We start from the raw sequence: 17,564 nt of genomic DNA, 5'->3' as shown, positions 1-17,564 counted from the left end.
GACTCCTGTGAGCTCGTTCGATTACAGCAAGTAAATAGAGAGTAATTCAGAGTAAAGAGGAGGCATAGGCTTTTAGCGCGAATGGAGTAACGGCCCACGTAGTCGAGTGAATCGAGCATTTCATCGGCTTGTCGTACTAATTCCTTCTCATTTTCGTGTCACCTTGACGGCGCTGACGGAACGGCCCGGCTCAGCACCCGACATCGCCTTGTCGGCGTTGGCCCGAGAGAAGGAAGAAGGTGGGCGGACATGGCCGCCACCCGCAGAATGGCCTCCCGCAGGATGGCCGCGCGCGCCGTGGTCGCCGCGGTCTGCGCCGCGTCACTCGCCGGTTGCGCGATCGACGACGGCACCGGTTCCGGGGAAGGCACGCAAGGTCCGGAGAAGGAGAAGGGGAAAGCGGCGCCGGCGCCGAAGAACGCGGTCCGGCTGATCGGAGACGGTTCCACCGCGTACACCGGGGCCCAGCCGCACCTGCCACGTCCCGAGCGCCTCAAGCCCGGCCAGAAGCCCCCGCAGTTCGTGGTGTTCTCGTGGGACGGCGCGGGCGAGGACAGCCAGAAACTGTTCTCCCACTTCCGCGAAGTGGCCAAGGAGAACAACGCCACCATGACGTACTTCCTGAGCGGCGTGTACATGCTGCCGACCGAGAAGCGGGACCTGTACAGCCCGCCCCAGCACTCCCCGGGCCGCTCCGACATCGGCTTCAACGACGAGCAGGGCATCGCCGACACCGTCAAGCAGCTGCGGTTGGCGTGGCAGGAGGGCAACGAGATCGGCACCCACTTCAACGGCCACTTCTGCGGTGCGAACGGGGGCGTCGGAGAGTGGTCCGTCGAGGAGTGGAAGGAGGAGATCAAGCAGGCCAAGCAGTTCGTGAAGACCTGGAAGACCAACACCGGGACGAAGAACGCGGCGCCGCTCCCCTTCGACTACGACAAGGAGCTGATCGGCGCCCGCACCCCGTGCCTGGAGGGCCAGAAGAACTTCATCAAGGCCGCGAGCCAGATGGGTTTCCGCTACGACAGCAGTGGGGTGAACAACCAGGTCTGGCCGTCGAAGAAGGAAGGCCTGTGGGATCTGTCGATGCAGCTCGTGCCGTTCCCCGGCCACTCCTACGAGCAGCTGACCATGGACTACAACTACATGGTCAACCAGTCGGGCAGCGCCACCCAGGGCGACCCCGACAAGCGCGAGTTCTGGGGCGACCAGATGCGTGACAGCCTGCTCCAGGGCTTCGAACGGGCCTACGACGGCAACCGTGCGCCCCTGATCATCGGCAACCACTTCGAGTCCTGGAACGGCGGCACCTACATGCGCGCCGTCGAGGAGGTCGTCGAGACGGTCTGCAACAAGAAGGACGTGCGCTGTGTCTCCTTCCGGCAACTCGCGGACTGGCTCGACGCCCAGGACCCGAAGGTGCTGAAGAAGCTGCGCACCCTCGGCGTCGGGGAGGCTCCCAAGAAGGACTGGGCGTCGTTCCTCTCCGCCGCGCCCGCACCGGCGCCGAAGGGAGTGCCCGGGGCGCCGGCCGCCAAGCAGTAACGCCGCCCGCGTCCCGTGAGGGACGCGGGGACGGTCACGCGGGGGCGGCGACCTCCTCGCCGAGCACGAAACCGGGGTCGACCTGCGCCGCCAGGTCGGCTCCGGTGCGCTCGTTGCCCCAGCTGTGGGCGTTCTTCAGGTGGAAGTGGACCATCTGCCGCGTGTAACGCGCCCAGTCTCGCAGCTCGTACGTCGCGTCGGCGGCCGTGTGCAGGGTGTGTAGCGCCTGGCCGTTGACCTCCTCCAGGAGCTCGAACCGGGGCGGGCGGCCCTTCTCCATGGCGCGCACCCAGTCCGAGTGCCCGACGGTGACCAGCAGGTCGTCCCCGACCTGGTCGCGCAGGAAGTCGAGGTCGTCCGGCCCCTGCACCTTGTTGCCGACGACCTTCAGGGTGACGCCGTAGTCCCGGGCGTACTCCTTGTACTGGCGGTAGACGGAGACCCCCTTCCGGGTCGGCTCGGCGACGAGGAACGTGATGTCGAAGCGGGTGAACATGCCGGATGCGAACGAGTCCGAACCGGCGGTCATGTCCACCACGACGTACTCGTCACGGCCGTCGACGAGGTGGTTCAGGCACAACTCCACCGCTCCCGTCTTGGAGTGGTAGCAGGCGACCCCCAGGTCGGCGTCCGTGAAGGGACCGGTGACCATCAGACGGACGGCCCCGCCGTCGAGTTCCACCGGCCGGGCGCAGGCGTCGTAGACCGGGTTGTCCTCGCGCACCCGCAGCAGGCGCGAGCCCTCGCCGGGCGGCGTCGTCTTGATCATCTGCTCGGTGGAGGCGATGCGCGGGTTGGTGCCGCGCAGATGGTCCTTGATCAGCGGCAGGTGCTCGCCGAGCGCGGGCAGGGCGGCCGCGTCCGCGTCGTCGAGGCCCAGCGCGGCCCCCAGGTGCTGATTGATGTCGGCGTCGATCGCGACGACGGGTGCGCCGGTGGCGGCGAGATGGCGGACGAACAGGGAGGACAGGGTCGTCTTGCCGCTGCCGCCCTTCCCGACGAAAGCAATTTTCATGTTCACCAACGGTAGTGGTTTGATAGCTGTACGTGGCACACGAGAGTGGTGCGGGGTGAAGAAGACCACTCATTCGTGGGGCGCGGCGCGGGTTTGCGTAGGGTCTTACCCATGAGTACGACAGGCGCGAACGCCGATCCGCTCGCGGCCCTGGGCGGCCTGCCCGGGGTGGCCGAGTCAGTGGAGTCCGTACGCAAGGCCGTGGACCGCGTCTACGGCCACCGGATCATGCGGCGTCGCAGCAACGAGATCACCTCCGAGGCGGCCCTGCGCGGCGCCCGGGGCTCGGCGGCGCTGTCCGGGGCGGACTGGGCCCTTGAGGAGGTGCGGCGGCGCAGCGACTTCAGCGGCGACGCCGAGGCGCGCACGGTCGGCGCCGCGCTCCGTCTCACCGCCGAGGCGGGACAGCTGCTGTCCATCTGGCGCCAGTCGCCGCTGCGGGTGCTGGCACGGCTGCACCTGGTGGCGGCCGCGGCCCAGGGCGACGAGGTGGGGCGGCCCCGCCGGAAGGGTGAGCCGGTGGACGAACCGCTCGTCGAGCTGCCGCTGCCCGACGCAGAGGAGGCGCACGGCCGCCTGGACGGCCTGGCCGGACTCGTCACCGCCGGGGGTTCCGCGCCGGCGCTGGTGACGGCCGCCGTGGTGCACGGGGAACTGCTGGCGCTGCGTCCCTTCACCTCCCACAACGGACTGGTCGCGCGCGCGGCCGAGCGCATCGTCCTGGTCGGCAGCGGACTGGACCCCAAGTCGGTGTGCCCGGCCGAGGTCGGGTACGCGGAGCTGGGACGCGCGGCGTACCTCGCGGCGCTCCACGGCTACGTGTCCGGAACCCCGGAGGGCATGGGCGCCTGGATCGCCCACTGCGGCAAAGCGGTCGCCCTGGGTGCCCGCGAGTCGACGGCGGTGTGCGAGGCGCTCCAGCGCGGGGCGGCTTAGGGATCCCTGGGCAGGCCTGGCAGACAGAAATGCGGCGGTACGAGTGCTCGTACCGCCGCTGGCACGACCATCGGGTTACCAAGCGTCCTCGGATATGTGCCCATCAGGCCGGGAACTTCGCCCGTCACCTGGTGCGGCTGGCCCGTAATCGACGGGTCGACGTCGCGTGGGTGCCCGGTGTCCGTGCTCGGTCCGTGGGGCCAAATGCGTGTTTAGGGTGATCCTTTCGGATGTCCCTGGTCTCGCGGGCCGTTGAGTCCTTTCTACTCCTGGGCCCGAGGAAGCGGAAGGCTTCCCCGCACTTCTTTACCTTCGCGCTCATATGCCGGTGAAAGGGCTGATCGGGCCGCTGGCGGCCGGGTCGGGCCCGCCCCGGCGGGTCAGGCCGTCAGGCCGCCGTGGACCGGCGTCGGCTCGCGTACCAGACGAGGCCTGCGGTGGCCGCCGCGGCGCCTATCGCGGCAGCGGCGACGAGCGCGGGCCGCGGCGGCACGGACAAGCCCCCGAGCCGCTGCTTGAGCCGCACCGGACGATGGAAGTCCAGAATGGGCCACTCGCGCGCGAGGGCCTCCCGGCGCAGCGCCCGGTCCGGGTTGACCGCGTGCGGATGCCCGACGGCCTCCAGCATCGGCAGGTCGGTCGCCGAGTCGCTGTAGGCGTAGCAGCGAGCCAGGTCGTACCCCTCGGACCCGGCCAGCTCCCGGATGGCCTCCGCCTTGGTCGGTCCGTACGCGTAGTACTCCACTTCGCCGGTGAAGCAGCCGTCGTCACCCACGATCATGCGGGTCGCCACCACCCGGTCCGCGCCGAGCAGCTCGCCGATCGGCTCGACGACCTCGGCACCCGACGTGGACACGATCACGACGTCGCGGCCGGCGGTGTGGTGCTCCTCGATCAGGGAGGCCGCCTCGTCGTAGATGATCGGGTCGATCAGGTCGTGCAGGGTCTCGGCGACCAGCTCCTTGACCAACTGGACGTTCCAGCCGCGGCACAGCGCGGAGAGGTACTCCCGCATCCGCTCCATCTGGTCGTGGTCGGCTCCGCCGGCGAGGAACACGAACTGGGCATATGCGGTGCGCAACACGGCCCTGCGGTTGATCAGCCCGCCTTGGTAGAACGACTTGCTGAACGTGAGCGTGCTCGACTTCGCAATGACCGTCTTGTCCAGGTCGAAGAAGGCCGCCGTGCGGGGCATGGAGTGGGGCGCGGAGTGGGGCAAGGAGTGGTTTTCCACAAGCCTGAGCATAGGCGCAGCCCATTCGGCGTAAGCTGGGGCGCGTGGGTTTGCCTGAGAAGGCTCTCGGGTACACCATGGAAGTCACGGATCGTTCGCGACCGTGCTAACCCGGTCCGACTCCTCCCCCCCCGAGTCGGCCGTGGAGACGACCCCCGCTCTCCCCCCCGGCGGGGGTCGTCGCATGTCCGGGTGGGTTTCTGCGTTCTTCCCATGATCGGGCCCCGTGCCGTTGCGGCGCGGGGCCCGTCTCTCGTCGCGGATGCGTGCGACTACCCAGTGTGACTGCCGGGCTGCTCTCCGGAGGTCGTGCGGAGTCGTACGGGGAGTGGAGTGGGGCCGGGGACGGCTCACCGGTTCGAGTGAGTCGATATTCACAACCATCGAGTTGTCCACAGTTTTTGACCAAGATCCACACGATTTCCCGGATCGCTGCACCGTGATTCCCATGCGTTCGGGCCGCGCCGAGTTCTCCAGGCGGATCTGTTTGCCGAACGCGTGATGTCGGCCGCTCGTGCGGGATCGGTTTCGAGTTCCTCACACGGCTGCGATTCGCGGGCCGCACGCCTGAGCGAGAGACGACGGGGCCCGACGCGGCGACGGGACACGACGAGATCACGAGACGACGGGATCACGAGATCACGGGACGACGAGACACGGCATCAAGAGGTGCCGCGGACACCGCGCGACCGCGGGGGTCGCGCCGAAGGGGGATTGGAACCATGACCGGAACCATCACGCACGACCCGCCGCCCGCCGCCGGAGGGCGACAGGGCGGGCCCTTGATCGTCACCGAGGACCCGGACCTCCTCGACGACCTGCTGCGCCTGTGCGCCGCCGCGGGCGCCACGCCGGAGGTGTACCACTCGCTGCCCGGGGCGTCTCCTTCGACGCCCGCGGCGCTCACCGCTGCGGCGACGTCCTCAACGACCCCGCCACCCTCGGCGTCCGCGCGGCCGGCCGGCTGGGAGGCCGCGCCACTGGTCCTCGTCGGGGACGACGCGGCGCGCCGGGTCCGCGGAGCCGTCCGGAGACGCGGCGTGGTCCTCGTGGGCCGCGACCAGGACGACTCGGGTGTCTGGCAGCGGGCGGTCGAGATCGGCGCCGACCACGTCCTGATGCTGCCCGACGGCGAGCAGTGGCTGGTCGACCGCATCGCCGACGTGGCCGAGGGCGTCGGCTGCCCGGCCCTCACCGTCGGCGTCATCGGCGGCCGGGGCGGTGCCGGAGCGTCCACGCTGGCCTGCGCGCTGGCCGTCACCTCCGCGCGAGAGGGGCTGCGCAGTCTGCTGGTGGACGCCGATCCGATGGGCGGCGGCCTCGACGTCCTTCTCGGCGGCGAGACGGCGGACGGGTTGAGGTGGCCGGCGTTCGCGGCCTCCCGCGGACGGGTCGGCGGCGGCGCCCTGGAGGAGTCGCTGCCCGAGCTGCATTCGCTCCGGGTGCTCAGCTGGGACCGGGGGGACTGTGTCGCGGTACCGCCCCAGGCCGTACGTGCGGTGCTCGCGGCGGCCCGGCGAAGGGGCGGCACGGTCGTGGTGGACCTGCCACGCCGGATCGACGACGGCGTCGCCGAGATCCTCGCGCAGCTCGACGTCGGGATCCTCGTCGTCCCCGCCGAACTGCGGGCCGTCGCGGCGGCGGGCCGGGTGGCGGCCGCGGTCGGCATGGTCCTGCGCGACCTCCGGGTCGCGGTACGCGGGCCGTACGCCTCCGGACTCGACGACCACGAGGTGGCCCGGCTGCTCGGCCTCCCCCTGGCGGGTGAAGTGCCGGTCGAGTCCGGGCTGCTGCGCGCCACGGAGAGCAGACGGCCCCCGGGCATGCCTTCCCGCGGCCCGCTGGCGCGCTTCTGCCGGGAGTTCTGGGAGCGGGCGCTGGCGGAAACCGAGGGGCGAGGAGGAAACGCCGCATGACGGACATGGCCGGGGTGGTCGCCGCGAGGGACGGAAGGCGGGTCGAGATGGATGTGACGAGTGTGGGGGAGCCGGGCGGGGCGTCGGGGGTCCTCGCCGGGCCGACTTCGGGGAAGGGAGCGGGTGGGACAAGTCCCGGGACGCCGGTGGGGCAGACGGCGTCGGCGGTGGGCGAGGAGCCGACCGCGCGGGCGGCGCCGGGCTGGGCCTTTCGGCGGTCCGGAGCCCTGTCTGGCGGAGCGTCTGCGGGGCGGGCTGCGCCCCGCGTCGCCCGGCCGTCGATGGGACCGGCGTCCGCCGGATTGCCGGGCGCGGCTTCAGGACGGGCACCGGGGCCGGTGCCGGGGCTGGGGCTGGGCGTGGCTCCCGTGCGGTCCTCGGCGACGACTTCAACCCCTGCAACCCCTTCGGCGAACTCGGCGACTGTGCGGAGACGCCAAGGTGCCGTGCCGGAAACGCCGGCCGTGGCCGGGATGCTCGACGGCGTGCGGCGCCGGCTCGCCGAGAGCGGAGCGGACCCCACACCCGCGCGTGTGGCGCAGGCCCTGCGGGAACAGGGGCGGGTGCTCGGGGACGCCGAGATCCTCGGTGCCGCCGAGCAGCTCAGGTCGGAACTGGTCGGCAGCGGCCCCCTCGAGCCGCTGCTCGCCGACCCGTCGGTGACGGACGTCCTGGTGTCCGCACCGGACCGGGTCTGGGTGGACCGCGGCGGTGGCCTGGAGCTGGCGCCGGTCGCCTTCCCGGACGCGGGGGCCGTACGACGGCTCGCACAGCGCCTCGCCACCGTTGCCGGGCGCCGGCTCGACGACGCCCGGCCCTGGGTGGACGCCAGGCTGCCCGACGGCACCCGGCTGCACGCGGTGCTGCCGCCGGTCGCCGTCGACTGCACCTGCCTGTCGCTGCGGGTGGTGCGGCCGCGCGCCTTCACGCTCGACGAATTGGCGGCGGCGGGCACGGTGCCGCCCGGCGGTGACCGCGTGCTGTGCGCCCTGGTGCGAGCCCGGCTGTCCTTCCTCGTCAGCGGCGGCACCGGCAGTGGCAAGACGACCCTGCTCAGCGCCCTGCTCGGGCTCGTCGGACCGGACGAACGCATCGTGCTGGCCGAGGACTCGGCGGAACTGCGACCCGACCATGCGCACGTCGTGCGTCTGGAGGCCAGACCGGCGAACCAGGAGGGCGCGGGCCTGGTCACCCTCGAGGACCTGGTGCGGCAGGCACTGCGCATGCGCCCGGACCGTCTCGTCGTGGGCGAGGTCCGCGGCCCCGAAGTGGCCCATCTGCTCGCCGCGTTGAACACGGGTCACAGCGGGTGCGGGACCGTGCACGCCAACGCGGCCGCCGACGTCCCGGCCCGGCTGGAGGCGCTCGGCACGGCCGCCGGCCTGGACCGTGCGGCCCTGCACAGCCAGCTCGCGGCGGCCCTCTCGGTGGTCCTCCACCTGGTCCGTGACCGCACGGGCCGGCGCCGGATCGCCGAGGTGCACGTACTGGAACGGGACCCGTCCGGGCTGGTGCGGACGGTACCGGCGCTGCGCTGGGGAACGGAGGCCTTCGTGGCCGAACGCGGCTGGCCGCGGCTGCGGGAGCTGCTGCGCGCCGCAGGGCTCGAAGAGCGGGCCGCCGGACGAGAGACGCAGAGGTGACGGGCATGACGGGGACGTTCATGACGGGCACGGGCGAGACGTCGACGGGTATGGCACTGGTGTGCCTGGGCGTGGCCGCGTGGCTGGCCGGCGGATGGCACTCCGGCGTACGGCGAGCGCGACTGGTGCTCGCCGAAAGCCGCACCGGCCGGACGGCTGGGACCGCCGGAGCGGGCGGTGGGGGCGGTGGGGGCGGTGCGGGGCCGCCGTCTTCGGCGCGCCGGGTGACCGACGGGCTGCGGCGTGCCCGTGGCCGGCTGAGGCCCGAGTGGGCGTCACTGGCCGCCGGGCTGGTCCTGGCGCTCCTGGGCGACTCGGTGCTGCCGATCGTCGCGGGAGCGGCCGGGGTGCCGATGCTGCGGCGGATCCGCCTGGCCGGCCGGCAGCGCCGGGCCGGGGAACGCCGGCAGGACGCGGCGATCGCGCTGTGCGGGACGCTCGCCGGGGAGGTCCGGTCGGGGCGGCAACCGGGCGAGGCGCTGCTGTGTGCCGTACAGGACTCCGCCGTGCACGATTCCGTCACGCACCATCACGCCGCGCACGACTCCGGCGGGCTCGGTGAGGCGCAGGCGGCGGTGCTGGCGGCGGCCCGTTTCGGCGGGGACGTTCCCGGGGCGCTCGCGGCGGCCGCCGGGCAGCCCGGTGCCGAGGGCCTGCGGGGTCTCGCGGCCTGCTGGCGGGTCGCGGTCGACCAGGGCGCGGGGCTCGCGGCCGGGCTGGACCGGCTGGAGGGCGCGCTGCGCGCCGAGCGGGACCAGCGCTCCGATTTGCGGGCCCAGCTGGCGGGGGCTCGGGCCACAGCCGTGATGCTCGCCGGTCTTCCGGCCTTCGGCCTCCTGCTCGGCGTCGCCCTCGGGGCCGACCCCCTGTACGTGCTGCTGCACACCGGGGCCGGGTTGGGCTGCCTGCTGGCCGGCGGGCTGCTGGAGAGCCTGGGCGTCTGGTGGGTGGCGCGGATCGTGCGCGGAGCGGAGGCGGCGTCGTGAACGGCGACCTCGTCCACAGGCTCGGGATCGTGGTGGGGACGGCGTTGCTCGTCGGCGGGCTGACACGCGGCCTCGCCGCCACCCGGCGGGAGCGGGCGCTGCGCAGAAGGGTCACCGGCCTGCTGGCACCGGAGCCGGCCCCTCCCGCCCCGCGCCACACCAAGGTGCTGAGCACCGTCCGCCCGTGGTTGCCGCTGCTCGGCCCGGTGGGCGCCGGCTGGGCCCTGATCGGCGGTGTGGCCGGAGTCCTGATGGGCCTGGTGGGCGCCGGAGCACTGTGGCGTTGGAGTGCCCGTCGCTCGGCCGCTGGAACATCGGCGGCGGAGGAGATCACCGCGGTGGCCTCCCGCCAACTGCCGCTGGCAGCCGACCTCCTCGCGGCCTGCATCGCGGCGGGCGCGAGCCCGGCCACGGCCGCACGGGCGGTCGGCGACGCCCTGGGCGGGCCGGTCGGAGACGCGCTGGGGCGCGGCGCCGCGGAAGTGCGCCTCGGTGGTGAACCGGACGGTGCCTGGAAAGGGTTGGCGGCCGTGCCGGGGGCGTTGCCCCTGGCACGGCTGCTGGAACGGGCCGAGGTGTCCGGCCTGCCGGCGGCGGGGCCGGCTGCCCGGCTGGCCGCTCAGGCCCGTGCCGACTGGGCCCGCACCACGACGGCCCGGGCCCGTCGAGCGGCCGTCATGGTGACCGCCCCGGTGGGCCTGTGCTTCCTGCCCGCGTTCATCGCGGTGGGCGTGCTGCCGGTGGTCATCGGGCTGGCGGGAGGGGTGCTGGCGCGCGGGGGAGGTGGTGGCTGACGAAGCGGGAGACACCGGCGACAGGACCGGGGAGCGAGCGTCCGACGCACGAGCGGCGGACGGACGAGCAAGTGAGCAACGGAACCGAACCTCAAGGGGGTTGTGATGTATCAGGTTGTACGGGCACGGCTGCGTGCCCTGGTGAACGGAGCGGGTGCGGCACTGCGGCGGCGCGCCGCGGGGCGGGCCCTCCAGCGGGACGCGGGAATGGTCACCTCGGAGTACGCGATGGGGATCGTCGCGGCGGTGGGCTTCGCCGTGATCCTCTACAAGGTCGTGACGAGCGACGCGGTCAGCGCGGAGTTGCAGGGCATCGTCAAGCAGGCGCTCGATGCGCGGAAGTGAGCGGGCGGCGAGAAGGAAGGCGTGGACCCGGGGCGTTCGCGGACGCCGGCCGCGCAGCGGACCGGACGGCGAATCCCGCAGTGGACGGGACGGCGGCTTCGTGACCGCGGAAACGGCTGTGGTGCTTCCGGTGCTGGTGGTGTTCGCGATGGCGTTGGTGTGGGGCCTGCTCGTGGTGGCCGCTCAGATCCAGTGCGTGGACGCGGCCCGGACGGGCGCCCGCGCGGCGGCACGACAGGACCCGGCCGACGCGGTCGTGAAGGTCGCCCGCGAAGCGGCGCCCCGGGGAGCTCGGGTCACCATCAGCCGGGAGGCGGGCCTGCTCCGGGTGGTCGTGGTGGCCGACCCGCCGGCGCTGCACGGCCTGCCCTTCGAGGTGCGCGAGGAGGCCGTGGCTTCGGTGGAGCAGTCGGTGGGGACGGCGCCGGCGGGGGCGCAGTCGTGAGGCGCTACGCCGTGCGGGCCGCGTCGGACCGGGGTTCGGCGACCGTGTGGAGCGTTGGTGCCGTCGCTGTTCTGTGTCTGGTGTTCGGCGTCGTGCTCGCGCTGGGACAGGCCGTCGTGGCCCGTCATCGTGCGGCCGGTGGCGCCGATCTGGCGGCGCTCGCGGCGGCGGACCGCTGGGCCGGGGGCGGCGCGGCGGCGTGCGACGGGGCGGAGCGGGTCGCGCGGGCCCAAGGGGTGCGGTTGGTGCGGTGCGCGCTCACCGGGCAGGTCTCGGACGTGACTGCGGCGTCCGGCACGGGGCCGTTCACGGCGGAGGTCAGGGCCAGGGCGGGCCCGGCCTCGCCCATGCCCCCCACGCCAATCGTCCCACTCGCACCGCCGGGACCGGTGGCGCCACCCGCGCCACCGGCACCGCCGAGGTCCTTCGCACCCCCTACCCCGCTTCCGCCGCTCCCCGCAGCAGCACCGTGAGGAGTCGCACCGCTCCCCGCTTGTGCAGCGGATCGTTGCCGTTGCCGCACTTGGGGGACTGGATGCAGGACGGGCAGCCGGCGTCGCACTCGCAGGAGGCGATGGCCTCCCGGGTGGCCGTGAGCCAGTCGCGTGCGGTGTGGAAGGCGCGCTCGGCGAACCCCGCGCCCCCGGGGTGGCCGTCGTACACGAAGACCGTCGGCAGCAGCGTGTCCGGGTGCAGGGGGACCGACACGCCGCCGATGTCCCAGCGGTCGCAGGTCGCGAACAGGGGCAGCATGCCGATCGAGGCGTGCTCGGCGGCGTGCAGGGCCCCGCCGAGGATCTCCGGGTTGATCCGGGCCGCGTCCAGCTGGTCCTCGGTGACCGTCCACCACACGGCGCGCGTACGCAGCGTCCGGGGAGGAAGGTCGAGCTTGGTCTCGCCCAGCACCTCGCCGGTGATCAGGCGGCGACGCAGGAAGGAGACCACCTGGTTGGTGACCTCGACGGAGCCGTAGCAGAGGCGCCCGTCGCCCCAGGGGACCTCGACGTCGGTCTCCAGGACCGAGATCGCCGTCGTGTCGCGGGCCACGGTCGAGTAGGCGGGGGTCGCCTGCTCGACCAGCGCGACGGAGTCCTCCAGGTCGAGGGAGCGGACGAGATACGTGCGCCCCTGATGGAGGTGGACGGCGCCCTCGTGCACGGTCGTGTGAGCGGCACCGGCGTCCACCGTGCCCAGCAGCCGTCCCGTGCCGGCCTCGACGACCTGGACCGGGCTCCCGCCCTCGCCGCGGATGTCCGTGAGGTCGGCGGCCCGCTCGCGGCGGGTCCAGTGCCAGGCCCGGGTCCGCCGGCGCAGCAGCTTCGCCGCCTCCAGCTGGGGCAGCAGTTCCTCGCAGGCGGGGCCGAAGAGCTTCAGGTCCTCCTCGGTCAGCGGCAGTTCGGCCGCCGCCGCGCACAGGTGCGGGGCGAGGACGTACGGATTGTCGGGGTCGAGGACCGTGGACTCCACCGGCTGGTCGAACAGGGCCTCCGGGTGATGGACGAGGAAGGTGTCCAGCGGGTCGTCACGGGCGACCAGCACGGCCAGCGCCCCCTGACCCGCCCGCCCGGCCCGGCCCGCCTGCTGCCACAGCGAGGCGCGCGTGCCCGGGTACCCGGCGATCACCACGGCGTCCAGGCCGGAGATGTCGAGGCCGAGTTCCAGGGCGTTCGTCGCCGCGAGGCCGAGGAGGTCGCCGGAGTGCAGGGCGCGTTCCAGGGCCCGGCGTTCCTCGGGGAGGTAACCGCCGCGATACGCCGCGACGCGCCCGGCCAGGGAGCGGTCGACCTCGGCCAGGCGTTCCTGGGCGATCACCGAGATCAGCTCCGCACCCCGCCGGGAACGTACGAAGGTGATCGTGCGCATGCCCTGCACGGTGAGGTCGGTGAGCAGGTCGGCGGCTTCGGCGGTGGCCGTACGGCGGACCGGCGCGCCCTTCTCGCCCTCCAGTTCGGTCAGCGGCGGTTCCCACAGGGCGAACACCAGTTCCCCGCGCGGTGACGCGTCGTCGGCGACCTCGATCACCGGCACCCCGGTGAGCCGGCGGGCAGCTACCGCGGGCTCGGCGGCGGTGGCGGAGGCGAGCAGGAAGACGGGCGACGCGCCGTAGCGGGCGCACAGTCTGCGCAGTCTGCGCAGGACCTGGGCGACGTGGGAGCCGAAGACGCCGCGGTAGGTGTGGCACTCGTCGATGACGACGTACTTCAGCGCCTTCAGGAAGGACGACCAGCGGGGGTGGGAGGGCAGGATGCCGCGGTGCAGCATGTCCGGGTTGGTCAGGACGTACGTGCCGTACTGCCGGATCCACTCGCGTTCCTCGAACGGCGTGTCGCCGTCGTAGACAGCCGTTCGGACGGATGCGCCCAGGGGCTGTGAAAGTTCCTTCACGGACCGGCACTGATCGGCCGCCAGAGCCTTGGTGGGGGCCAGGTAGAGAGCGGTGGCGCCGCGCCCGTTCGGGGCCTCGGAGCCGTCCATGAGGGCCGACAGGACCGGCACCAGATAGGCCAGGGACTTGCCGGACGCGGTGCCCGTGGCGACGACCACCGAGTCGCCGTCGAGGGCGTGCTCGGCCACGCGTGCCTGGTGGGCCCAGGGATGTTCGATCCCCGCGGCGTGCACCGCGGCGAGGACCTCCGGCCGAATCCGGTCCGGCCAGACGGCATGACGGCCCGCACGCGGGGGCAAGTGCTCCGTATGAGTGATGCGCGCAGCCCGGCTCGGTCCCGCGGCGAGCCGGTCCAGGAGCATGCCCGGTTCCGGCCGGGAGCCGGGCTCCGCCGGGGATCGATCGGGTCGGTGATTCTTGGCCATCGGCACCGAGTCTGTCACTGGCGTGACGGACAATGGGACCAAGGCGTCGTGCACGCCTGCCGGTAAGTGATTGAATGCCATCGCGGCTGGCGAACCGTCCTGGGGGCTTCAAGCCGAGGTGTCCCGAGGGACGACCGCTCGATAGCAAGGTGCTGGAGGATCCGTGGACCTGTCCCTGTCGACCCGTACCGTCGGCGATCGTACGGTCGTCGAGGTCGGTGGCGAAATTGACGTATACACCGCGCCCAAGCTGCGTGAGCAGCTGGTCGAGCTGGTGAACGACGGGAGTTTCCATCTCGTCGTCGACATGGAGGGCGTGGACTTCCTCGACTCCACTGGGCTCGGCGTCCTGGTCGGTGGACTGAAGCGGGTGCGTGCCCATGAGGGCTCGCTGCGGCTGGTCTGCAACCAGGAGCGCATTCTCAAGATCTTCCGTATCACCGGCCTCACCAAGGTGTTCCCGATTCACACCTCGGTCGAGGAAGCGGTGGCGGCCACCGACTGACGACCGGTTCCGGGCCCTCGGGGCCCGGAGCGGCAAGGAGAACGAGGGGGGTCCGGGCTGTCGGCGGCCCGGACCCTCGAAAGCACGCCCGTAGTTCAGAGGGGGATGCATGGCCACCGTCGAACTCCGCTTCAGCGCGCTGCCCGAGCACGTCCGCACCGCCCGTCTGGTGGCGGCCGCGGTGGCGCGCAGGGCCGGAGTGGACGAGGCCGTCCTCGACGAGGTCAGGCTCGCCGTCGGCGAGGCCTGCACCCGGGCTGTGGGTTTGCATCAGCACGTCGGCATCACGGCGCCGGTCAAGGTGTCGCTGATCGAGGAGGAGAAGCAGTTCTCCATCGAGGTCGGTGACGAGGCGCCGCACGCGGTCCCAGGGGTCAAGACCTCCGGGGACGCCGCCGACGAGCTGGAGGCCGAGGAGGACGAGATGGGTCTCGCGGTCATCAGCGGACTCGTCGACGACGTGGAGGTCTCGGCGGGCGAGGACGGCGGGCTGATCCGCATGACCTGGCCCACCGCGCCGGCGGTGCTGCCGCCGATCTGACCCGCCGCGTCACTTCCGCGTCACCCCCTGTGTCACCCGGAGGGCCCCACCTGGTGGGGCCCTTCGCCGTGCGCGGACATACATTGGTGCCGTGCGGGCGTTAAGTGAATTCATTCACGATCAATCGCATGGAAAATTGATCAGCAAACGGATCGCGGCATTAATGCCGGAGGGGCATTACTACTTCCGGCTCCCTTGTGGTTGACAGGTCAATTCCTTTTGTCGTGCACTGTTTTGATCAGGTTCCGGTACCTACAATCCCGTCCACATCTTGAGCTCAGCCCAAGCGTCAAGGAGGACGAATGGCGGAGCTTTCCACCCCTCATCAGTTGGGCGATCCCTCCCACCTCGCAGCCGCCGTGCTGACCGACGGAAACCGCGCCCTGGTCGCGGTCATCGCGGTCGTCGCGCTGGCCGCGCTGGTGCTCGCGGGCGTTCTGGTGCGCCAAGTGCTCGCGGCGGGCGAGGGAACCGACAGCATGAAGAAGATCGCGGCAGCCGTTCAGGAAGGTGCGAACGCCTACCTGGCCCGGCAGTTGCGCACGCTCGGCGTATTCGCCGTCGTCGTGTTCTTCCTGCTCATGCTGCTGCCCGCGGACGACTGGAATCAACGTGCCGGACGTTCGATCTTCTTCCTGATCGGCGCGGCGTTCTCGGCGGCCACCGGCTATATCGGCATGTGGCTCGCGGTACGCAGCAATGTGCGCGTCGCCGCGGCGGCGCGGGAAGCGACACCGGCGCCCGGCGAACCGGAAAAGGATCTCACTCTCGTCGCACACAAGGCGACGAAGATCGCATTTCGTACGGGCGGCGTCGTCGGCATGTTCACGGTGGGGCTCGGCCTGCTGGGCGCCTGCTGCGTGGTGCTGGTGTACGCGGCCGACGCGCCGAAGGTGCTGGAGGGCTTCGGCCTCGGTGCGGCGCTGATCGCGATGTTCATGCGGGTCGGCGGCGGCATCTTCACCAAGGCCGCCGACGTCGGCGCCGACCTGGTCGGCAAGGTCGAGCAGGGCATTCCGGAGGACGATCCGCGCAATGCCGCGACCATCGCCGACAACGTGGGCGACAACGTCGGCGACTGCGCGGGCATGGCCGCCGACCTCTTCGAGTCGTACGCGGTCACCCTGGTGGCCGCGCTGATCCTGGGCAAGGTCGCGTTCGGCGACTCGGGGCTGGCGTTCCCGCTGCTGGTCCCGGCGATCGGCGTGATCACGGCGATGATCGGCATCTTCGCGGTGGCGCCCCGGCGCTCCGACCGCAGCGGCATGAGCGCGATCAACCGGGGCTTCTTCATCTCCGCCGTGATCTCGCTGGTGCTGGTGGCGGTCGCCGTCTTCGTCTACCTGCCCGGCTCGTACGCCGACCTGGACGGCGTCACCGACGCGGCGATCGCGGGCAAGGCCGGCGACCCGCGGATCCTCGCGCTGGTCGCGGTGGCGATCGGCATCGTGCTTGCCGCCCTGATCCAGCAGCTCACCGGCTACTTCACCGAGACCACCCGGCGCCCCGTCAAGGACATCGGCAAGACCTCGCTCACCGGTCCCGCCACCGTCGTCCTCGCCGGTATCTCCCTCGGCCTCGAATCGGCCGTCTACACCGCCCTGTTGATCGGCCTCGGCGTCTACGGGGCCTTCCTGCTCGGCGGTACGTCGATCATGCTGGCGCTGTTCGCGGTGGCGCTGGCCGGCACCGGGCTGCTCACCACGGTCGGTGTGATCGTCGCGATGGACACCTTCGGTCCGGTCTCCGACAACGCGCAGGGCATCGCCGAGATGTCCGGCGACGTCGAGGGCGCCGGCGCGCAGGTCCTCACCGACCTGGACGCCGTCGGCAACACCACCAAGGCCATCACCAAGGGCATCGCCATCGCCACCGCCGTACTCGCCGCCGCGGCCCTGTTCGGGTCGTACCGCGACGCCATCACCACCGGCGCGGCGGACGTGGGCGAAAAGCTCAGCGGCGAGGGCGCGCCGATGAACCTGATGATGGACATCTCACAGCCCAACAACCTCGTCGGGCTCATCGCCGGCGCGGCGGTCGTCTTCCTCTTCTCGGGGCTGGCGATCAACGCGGTGTCGCGGTCGGCGGGCGCGGTCGTCTTCGAGGTACGGCGGCAGTTCCGGGAACGGCCCGGAATCATGGACCACACCGAGAAACCCGAGTACGGCAAGGTCGTCGACATCTGCACCAGGGACGCCCTGCGGGAGCTCGCCACGCCCGGACTGCTCGCCGTGATGGCGCCCATCTTCATCGGTTTCACGCTCGGTGTGGGCGCGCTCGGCGCGTTCCTGGCGGGCGCGATCGGCGCGGGCACGCTGATGGCGGTGTTCCTCGCCAACTCCGGCGGTTCCTGGGACAACGCCAAGAAACTCGTCGAGGACGGCCACCACGGCGGCAAGGGCAGTGAGGCCCACGCCGCCACAGTGATCGGCGACACGGTCGGCGACCCGTTCAAGGACACCGCGGGTCCGGCGATCAACCCGCTGCTGAAGGTCATGAACCTGGTGGCGCTGCTCATCGCGCCCGCGGTCATCAAGTTCTCGTACGGGGCCGACAAGAGCGTCGGCGTACGGGTGCTGATCGCCGTCGTCGCGTTCGTCGTCATCGCGGCGGCGGTCTACGTGTCCAAGCGGCGCGGGATCGCCATGGGCGACGAGGACGACTCCGGCGAAAGGCCCAAGTCGGCCGATCCGGCGGTGGTTTCGTAGGCATCCGCCCCGGGACCGCCCTACGGCCTGGCCGGGGGCGGGACGCAAAGGACGGGCGGGCGGCGCGCGTTGACGCGTCGTCCGCCCGTTTCGCGTGTGCGCGCCCCTCAGGTCGTGAGCCTTCTCTCCCTTGTTCGTCT

General features: G+C 71.8%; 15 protein-coding genes. 12 read left to right on the top strand and 3 right to left on the bottom strand.

All coding sequences use genetic code 11. The features are described from left to right. Positions 1 to 249: 249 nt before the first annotated feature. Positions 250 to 1,545, top strand: coding sequence for a hypothetical protein (locus AB0P07_RS22530; RefSeq protein ID WP_365553133.1), 1,296 nt, complete (start codon positions 250 to 252; stop codon positions 1,543 to 1,545). 34 nt (positions 1,546 to 1,579) lie between these two features. Here AB0P07_RS22530 and AB0P07_RS22525 read toward each other — a convergent pair whose 3' ends face one another. Continuing rightward, complete coding sequence (locus tag AB0P07_RS22525; RefSeq protein ID WP_365553131.1) at positions 1,580 to 2,560, bottom strand: ATP-binding protein; 981 nt, start codon at positions 2,558 to 2,560, stop codon at positions 1,580 to 1,582. 111 nt (positions 2,561 to 2,671) lie between these two features. On the opposite strand from AB0P07_RS22525, the gene AB0P07_RS22520 reads away from it, so the two are divergent. After that, positions 2,672 to 3,496, top strand: a complete 825-nt coding sequence (locus tag AB0P07_RS22520; RefSeq protein WP_365553129.1) for an oxidoreductase — start codon at positions 2,672 to 2,674, stop codon at positions 3,494 to 3,496. Positions 3,497 to 3,884: 388 nt separating this feature from the next. Here AB0P07_RS22520 and AB0P07_RS22515 read toward each other — a convergent pair whose 3' ends face one another. Continuing rightward, positions 3,885 to 4,742 carry an HAD-IB family hydrolase gene (locus tag AB0P07_RS22515; protein WP_365553128.1) on the bottom strand — a complete coding sequence of 286 codons (858 nt, stop codon included), beginning with the start codon at positions 4,740 to 4,742 and terminating at the stop codon, positions 3,885 to 3,887. 710 nt (positions 4,743 to 5,452) lie between these two features. Here AB0P07_RS22515 and ssd point away from each other — a divergent pair. From ssd to AB0P07_RS22480, 7 genes are all read left to right on the top strand, one after another. Continuing rightward, positions 5,453 to 6,646, top strand: coding sequence for a septum site-determining protein Ssd (gene ssd, locus AB0P07_RS22510; RefSeq protein WP_365553126.1), 1,194 nt, complete (start codon positions 5,453 to 5,455; stop codon positions 6,644 to 6,646). 473 nt (positions 6,647 to 7,119) lie between these two features. Next, positions 7,120 to 8,289: a TadA family conjugal transfer-associated ATPase gene (locus AB0P07_RS22505; protein WP_365553369.1), complete on the top strand. Its 1,170-nt coding sequence runs from the start codon at positions 7,120 to 7,122 to the stop codon at positions 8,287 to 8,289. Between the two features lie 20 nt (positions 8,290 to 8,309). Further along, positions 8,310 to 9,275, top strand: coding sequence for a type II secretion system F family protein (locus AB0P07_RS22500; protein WP_365553367.1), 966 nt, complete (start codon positions 8,310 to 8,312; stop codon positions 9,273 to 9,275). Further along, positions 9,272 to 10,069, top strand: coding sequence for a type II secretion system F family protein (locus tag AB0P07_RS22495; RefSeq protein WP_365553124.1), 798 nt, complete (start codon positions 9,272 to 9,274; stop codon positions 10,067 to 10,069). The genes AB0P07_RS22500 and AB0P07_RS22495 overlap by 4 nt, the downstream gene beginning before the upstream one ends. A gap of 105 nt (positions 10,070 to 10,174) precedes the next feature. Next, on the top strand, positions 10,175 to 10,414 hold the full coding sequence (locus tag AB0P07_RS22490; RefSeq protein ID WP_365553122.1) for a DUF4244 domain-containing protein: 240 nt from the start codon (positions 10,175 to 10,177) through the stop codon (positions 10,412 to 10,414). Continuing rightward, complete coding sequence (locus AB0P07_RS22485; protein ID WP_365553120.1) at positions 10,401 to 10,859, top strand: TadE family type IV pilus minor pilin; 459 nt, start codon at positions 10,401 to 10,403, stop codon at positions 10,857 to 10,859. Before AB0P07_RS22490 ends, AB0P07_RS22485 begins: the two co-directional genes overlap by 14 nt. Before the next feature lie 11 nt (positions 10,860 to 10,870). Continuing rightward, positions 10,871 to 11,332, top strand: coding sequence for an Rv3654c family TadE-like protein (locus AB0P07_RS22480; protein WP_365553365.1), 462 nt, complete (start codon positions 10,871 to 10,873; stop codon positions 11,330 to 11,332). Here the strand turns inward: AB0P07_RS22480 and AB0P07_RS22475 are convergent. Beyond that, entirely contained in the window at positions 11,295 to 13,751 is a 2,457-nt protein-coding gene (locus AB0P07_RS22475) for a DEAD/DEAH box helicase (RefSeq protein WP_365553118.1), read from the bottom strand. The genes AB0P07_RS22480 and AB0P07_RS22475 overlap by 38 nt on opposite strands. Positions 13,752 to 13,833: 82 nt before the next feature. Here AB0P07_RS22475 and bldG point away from each other — a divergent pair, with 82 nt between their 5' ends. The 3 genes from bldG to AB0P07_RS22460 all read left to right on the top strand — a co-directional run bounded on the left by bldG (position 13,834) and on the right by AB0P07_RS22460 (position 17,424). Beyond that, a complete protein-coding gene (gene bldG, locus AB0P07_RS22470) occupies positions 13,834 to 14,175 on the top strand; it encodes an anti-sigma factor antagonist BldG (protein WP_003975386.1) in 342 nt (113 codons plus the stop codon). A 109-nt stretch (positions 14,176 to 14,284) separates the two neighbouring features. Continuing rightward, a complete protein-coding gene (locus tag AB0P07_RS22465; RefSeq protein WP_164419823.1) occupies positions 14,285 to 14,716 on the top strand; it encodes an ATP-binding protein in 432 nt (143 codons plus the stop codon). Positions 14,717 to 15,018: 302 nt separating this feature from the next. After that, the gene (locus tag AB0P07_RS22460; RefSeq protein ID WP_365553116.1) at positions 15,019 to 17,424 is read left to right on the top strand and encodes a sodium-translocating pyrophosphatase; all 2,406 of its coding nucleotides are present in this window, start codon (positions 15,019 to 15,021) and stop codon (positions 17,422 to 17,424) included. The last annotated feature ends 140 nt before the right edge of the window (positions 17,425 to 17,564 follow it).

The organism is Streptomyces sp. NPDC085944, from assembly GCF_040686295.1.
GTDB classification, from domain to species: Bacteria; Actinomycetota; Actinomycetes; order Streptomycetales; family Streptomycetaceae; genus Streptomyces; species Streptomyces salinarius.
Note: the sequence above shows the minus strand (reverse complement) of the source record. Positions and strands in the feature narration are given on the sequence as shown.

Excerpts from the sequence above, each read along its gene's own strand:
- AB0P07_RS22530 (WP_365553133.1), top strand. The coding sequence starts at position 250 with ATGGCCGCCACCCGCAGAATGGCCTCCCGCAGGATGGCCGCGCGCGCC.
- AB0P07_RS22525 (WP_365553131.1), bottom strand. The coding sequence starts at position 2,560 with ATGAAAATTGCTTTCGTCGGGAAGGGCGGCAGCGGCAAGACGACCCTG.
- AB0P07_RS22520 (WP_365553129.1), top strand. The coding sequence starts at position 2,672 with ATGAGTACGACAGGCGCGAACGCCGATCCGCTCGCGGCCCTGGGCGGC.
- AB0P07_RS22515 (WP_365553128.1), bottom strand. The coding sequence starts at position 4,742 with ATGCTCAGGCTTGTGGAAAACCACTCCTTGCCCCACTCCGCGCCCCAC.
- ssd (WP_365553126.1), top strand. The coding sequence starts at position 5,453 with ATGACCGGAACCATCACGCACGACCCGCCGCCCGCCGCCGGAGGGCGA.
- AB0P07_RS22505 (WP_365553369.1), top strand. The coding sequence starts at position 7,120 with ATGCTCGACGGCGTGCGGCGCCGGCTCGCCGAGAGCGGAGCGGACCCC.
- AB0P07_RS22500 (WP_365553367.1), top strand. The coding sequence starts at position 8,310 with ATGACGGGCACGGGCGAGACGTCGACGGGTATGGCACTGGTGTGCCTG.
- AB0P07_RS22490 (WP_365553122.1), top strand. The coding sequence starts at position 10,175 with ATGTATCAGGTTGTACGGGCACGGCTGCGTGCCCTGGTGAACGGAGCG.
- AB0P07_RS22485 (WP_365553120.1), top strand. The coding sequence starts at position 10,401 with ATGCGCGGAAGTGAGCGGGCGGCGAGAAGGAAGGCGTGGACCCGGGGC.
- AB0P07_RS22475 (WP_365553118.1), bottom strand. The coding sequence starts at position 13,751 with ATGGCATTCAATCACTTACCGGCAGGCGTGCACGACGCCTTGGTCCCA.
- AB0P07_RS22465 (WP_164419823.1), top strand. The coding sequence starts at position 14,285 with ATGGCCACCGTCGAACTCCGCTTCAGCGCGCTGCCCGAGCACGTCCGC.
- AB0P07_RS22460 (WP_365553116.1), top strand. The coding sequence starts at position 15,019 with ATGGCGGAGCTTTCCACCCCTCATCAGTTGGGCGATCCCTCCCACCTC.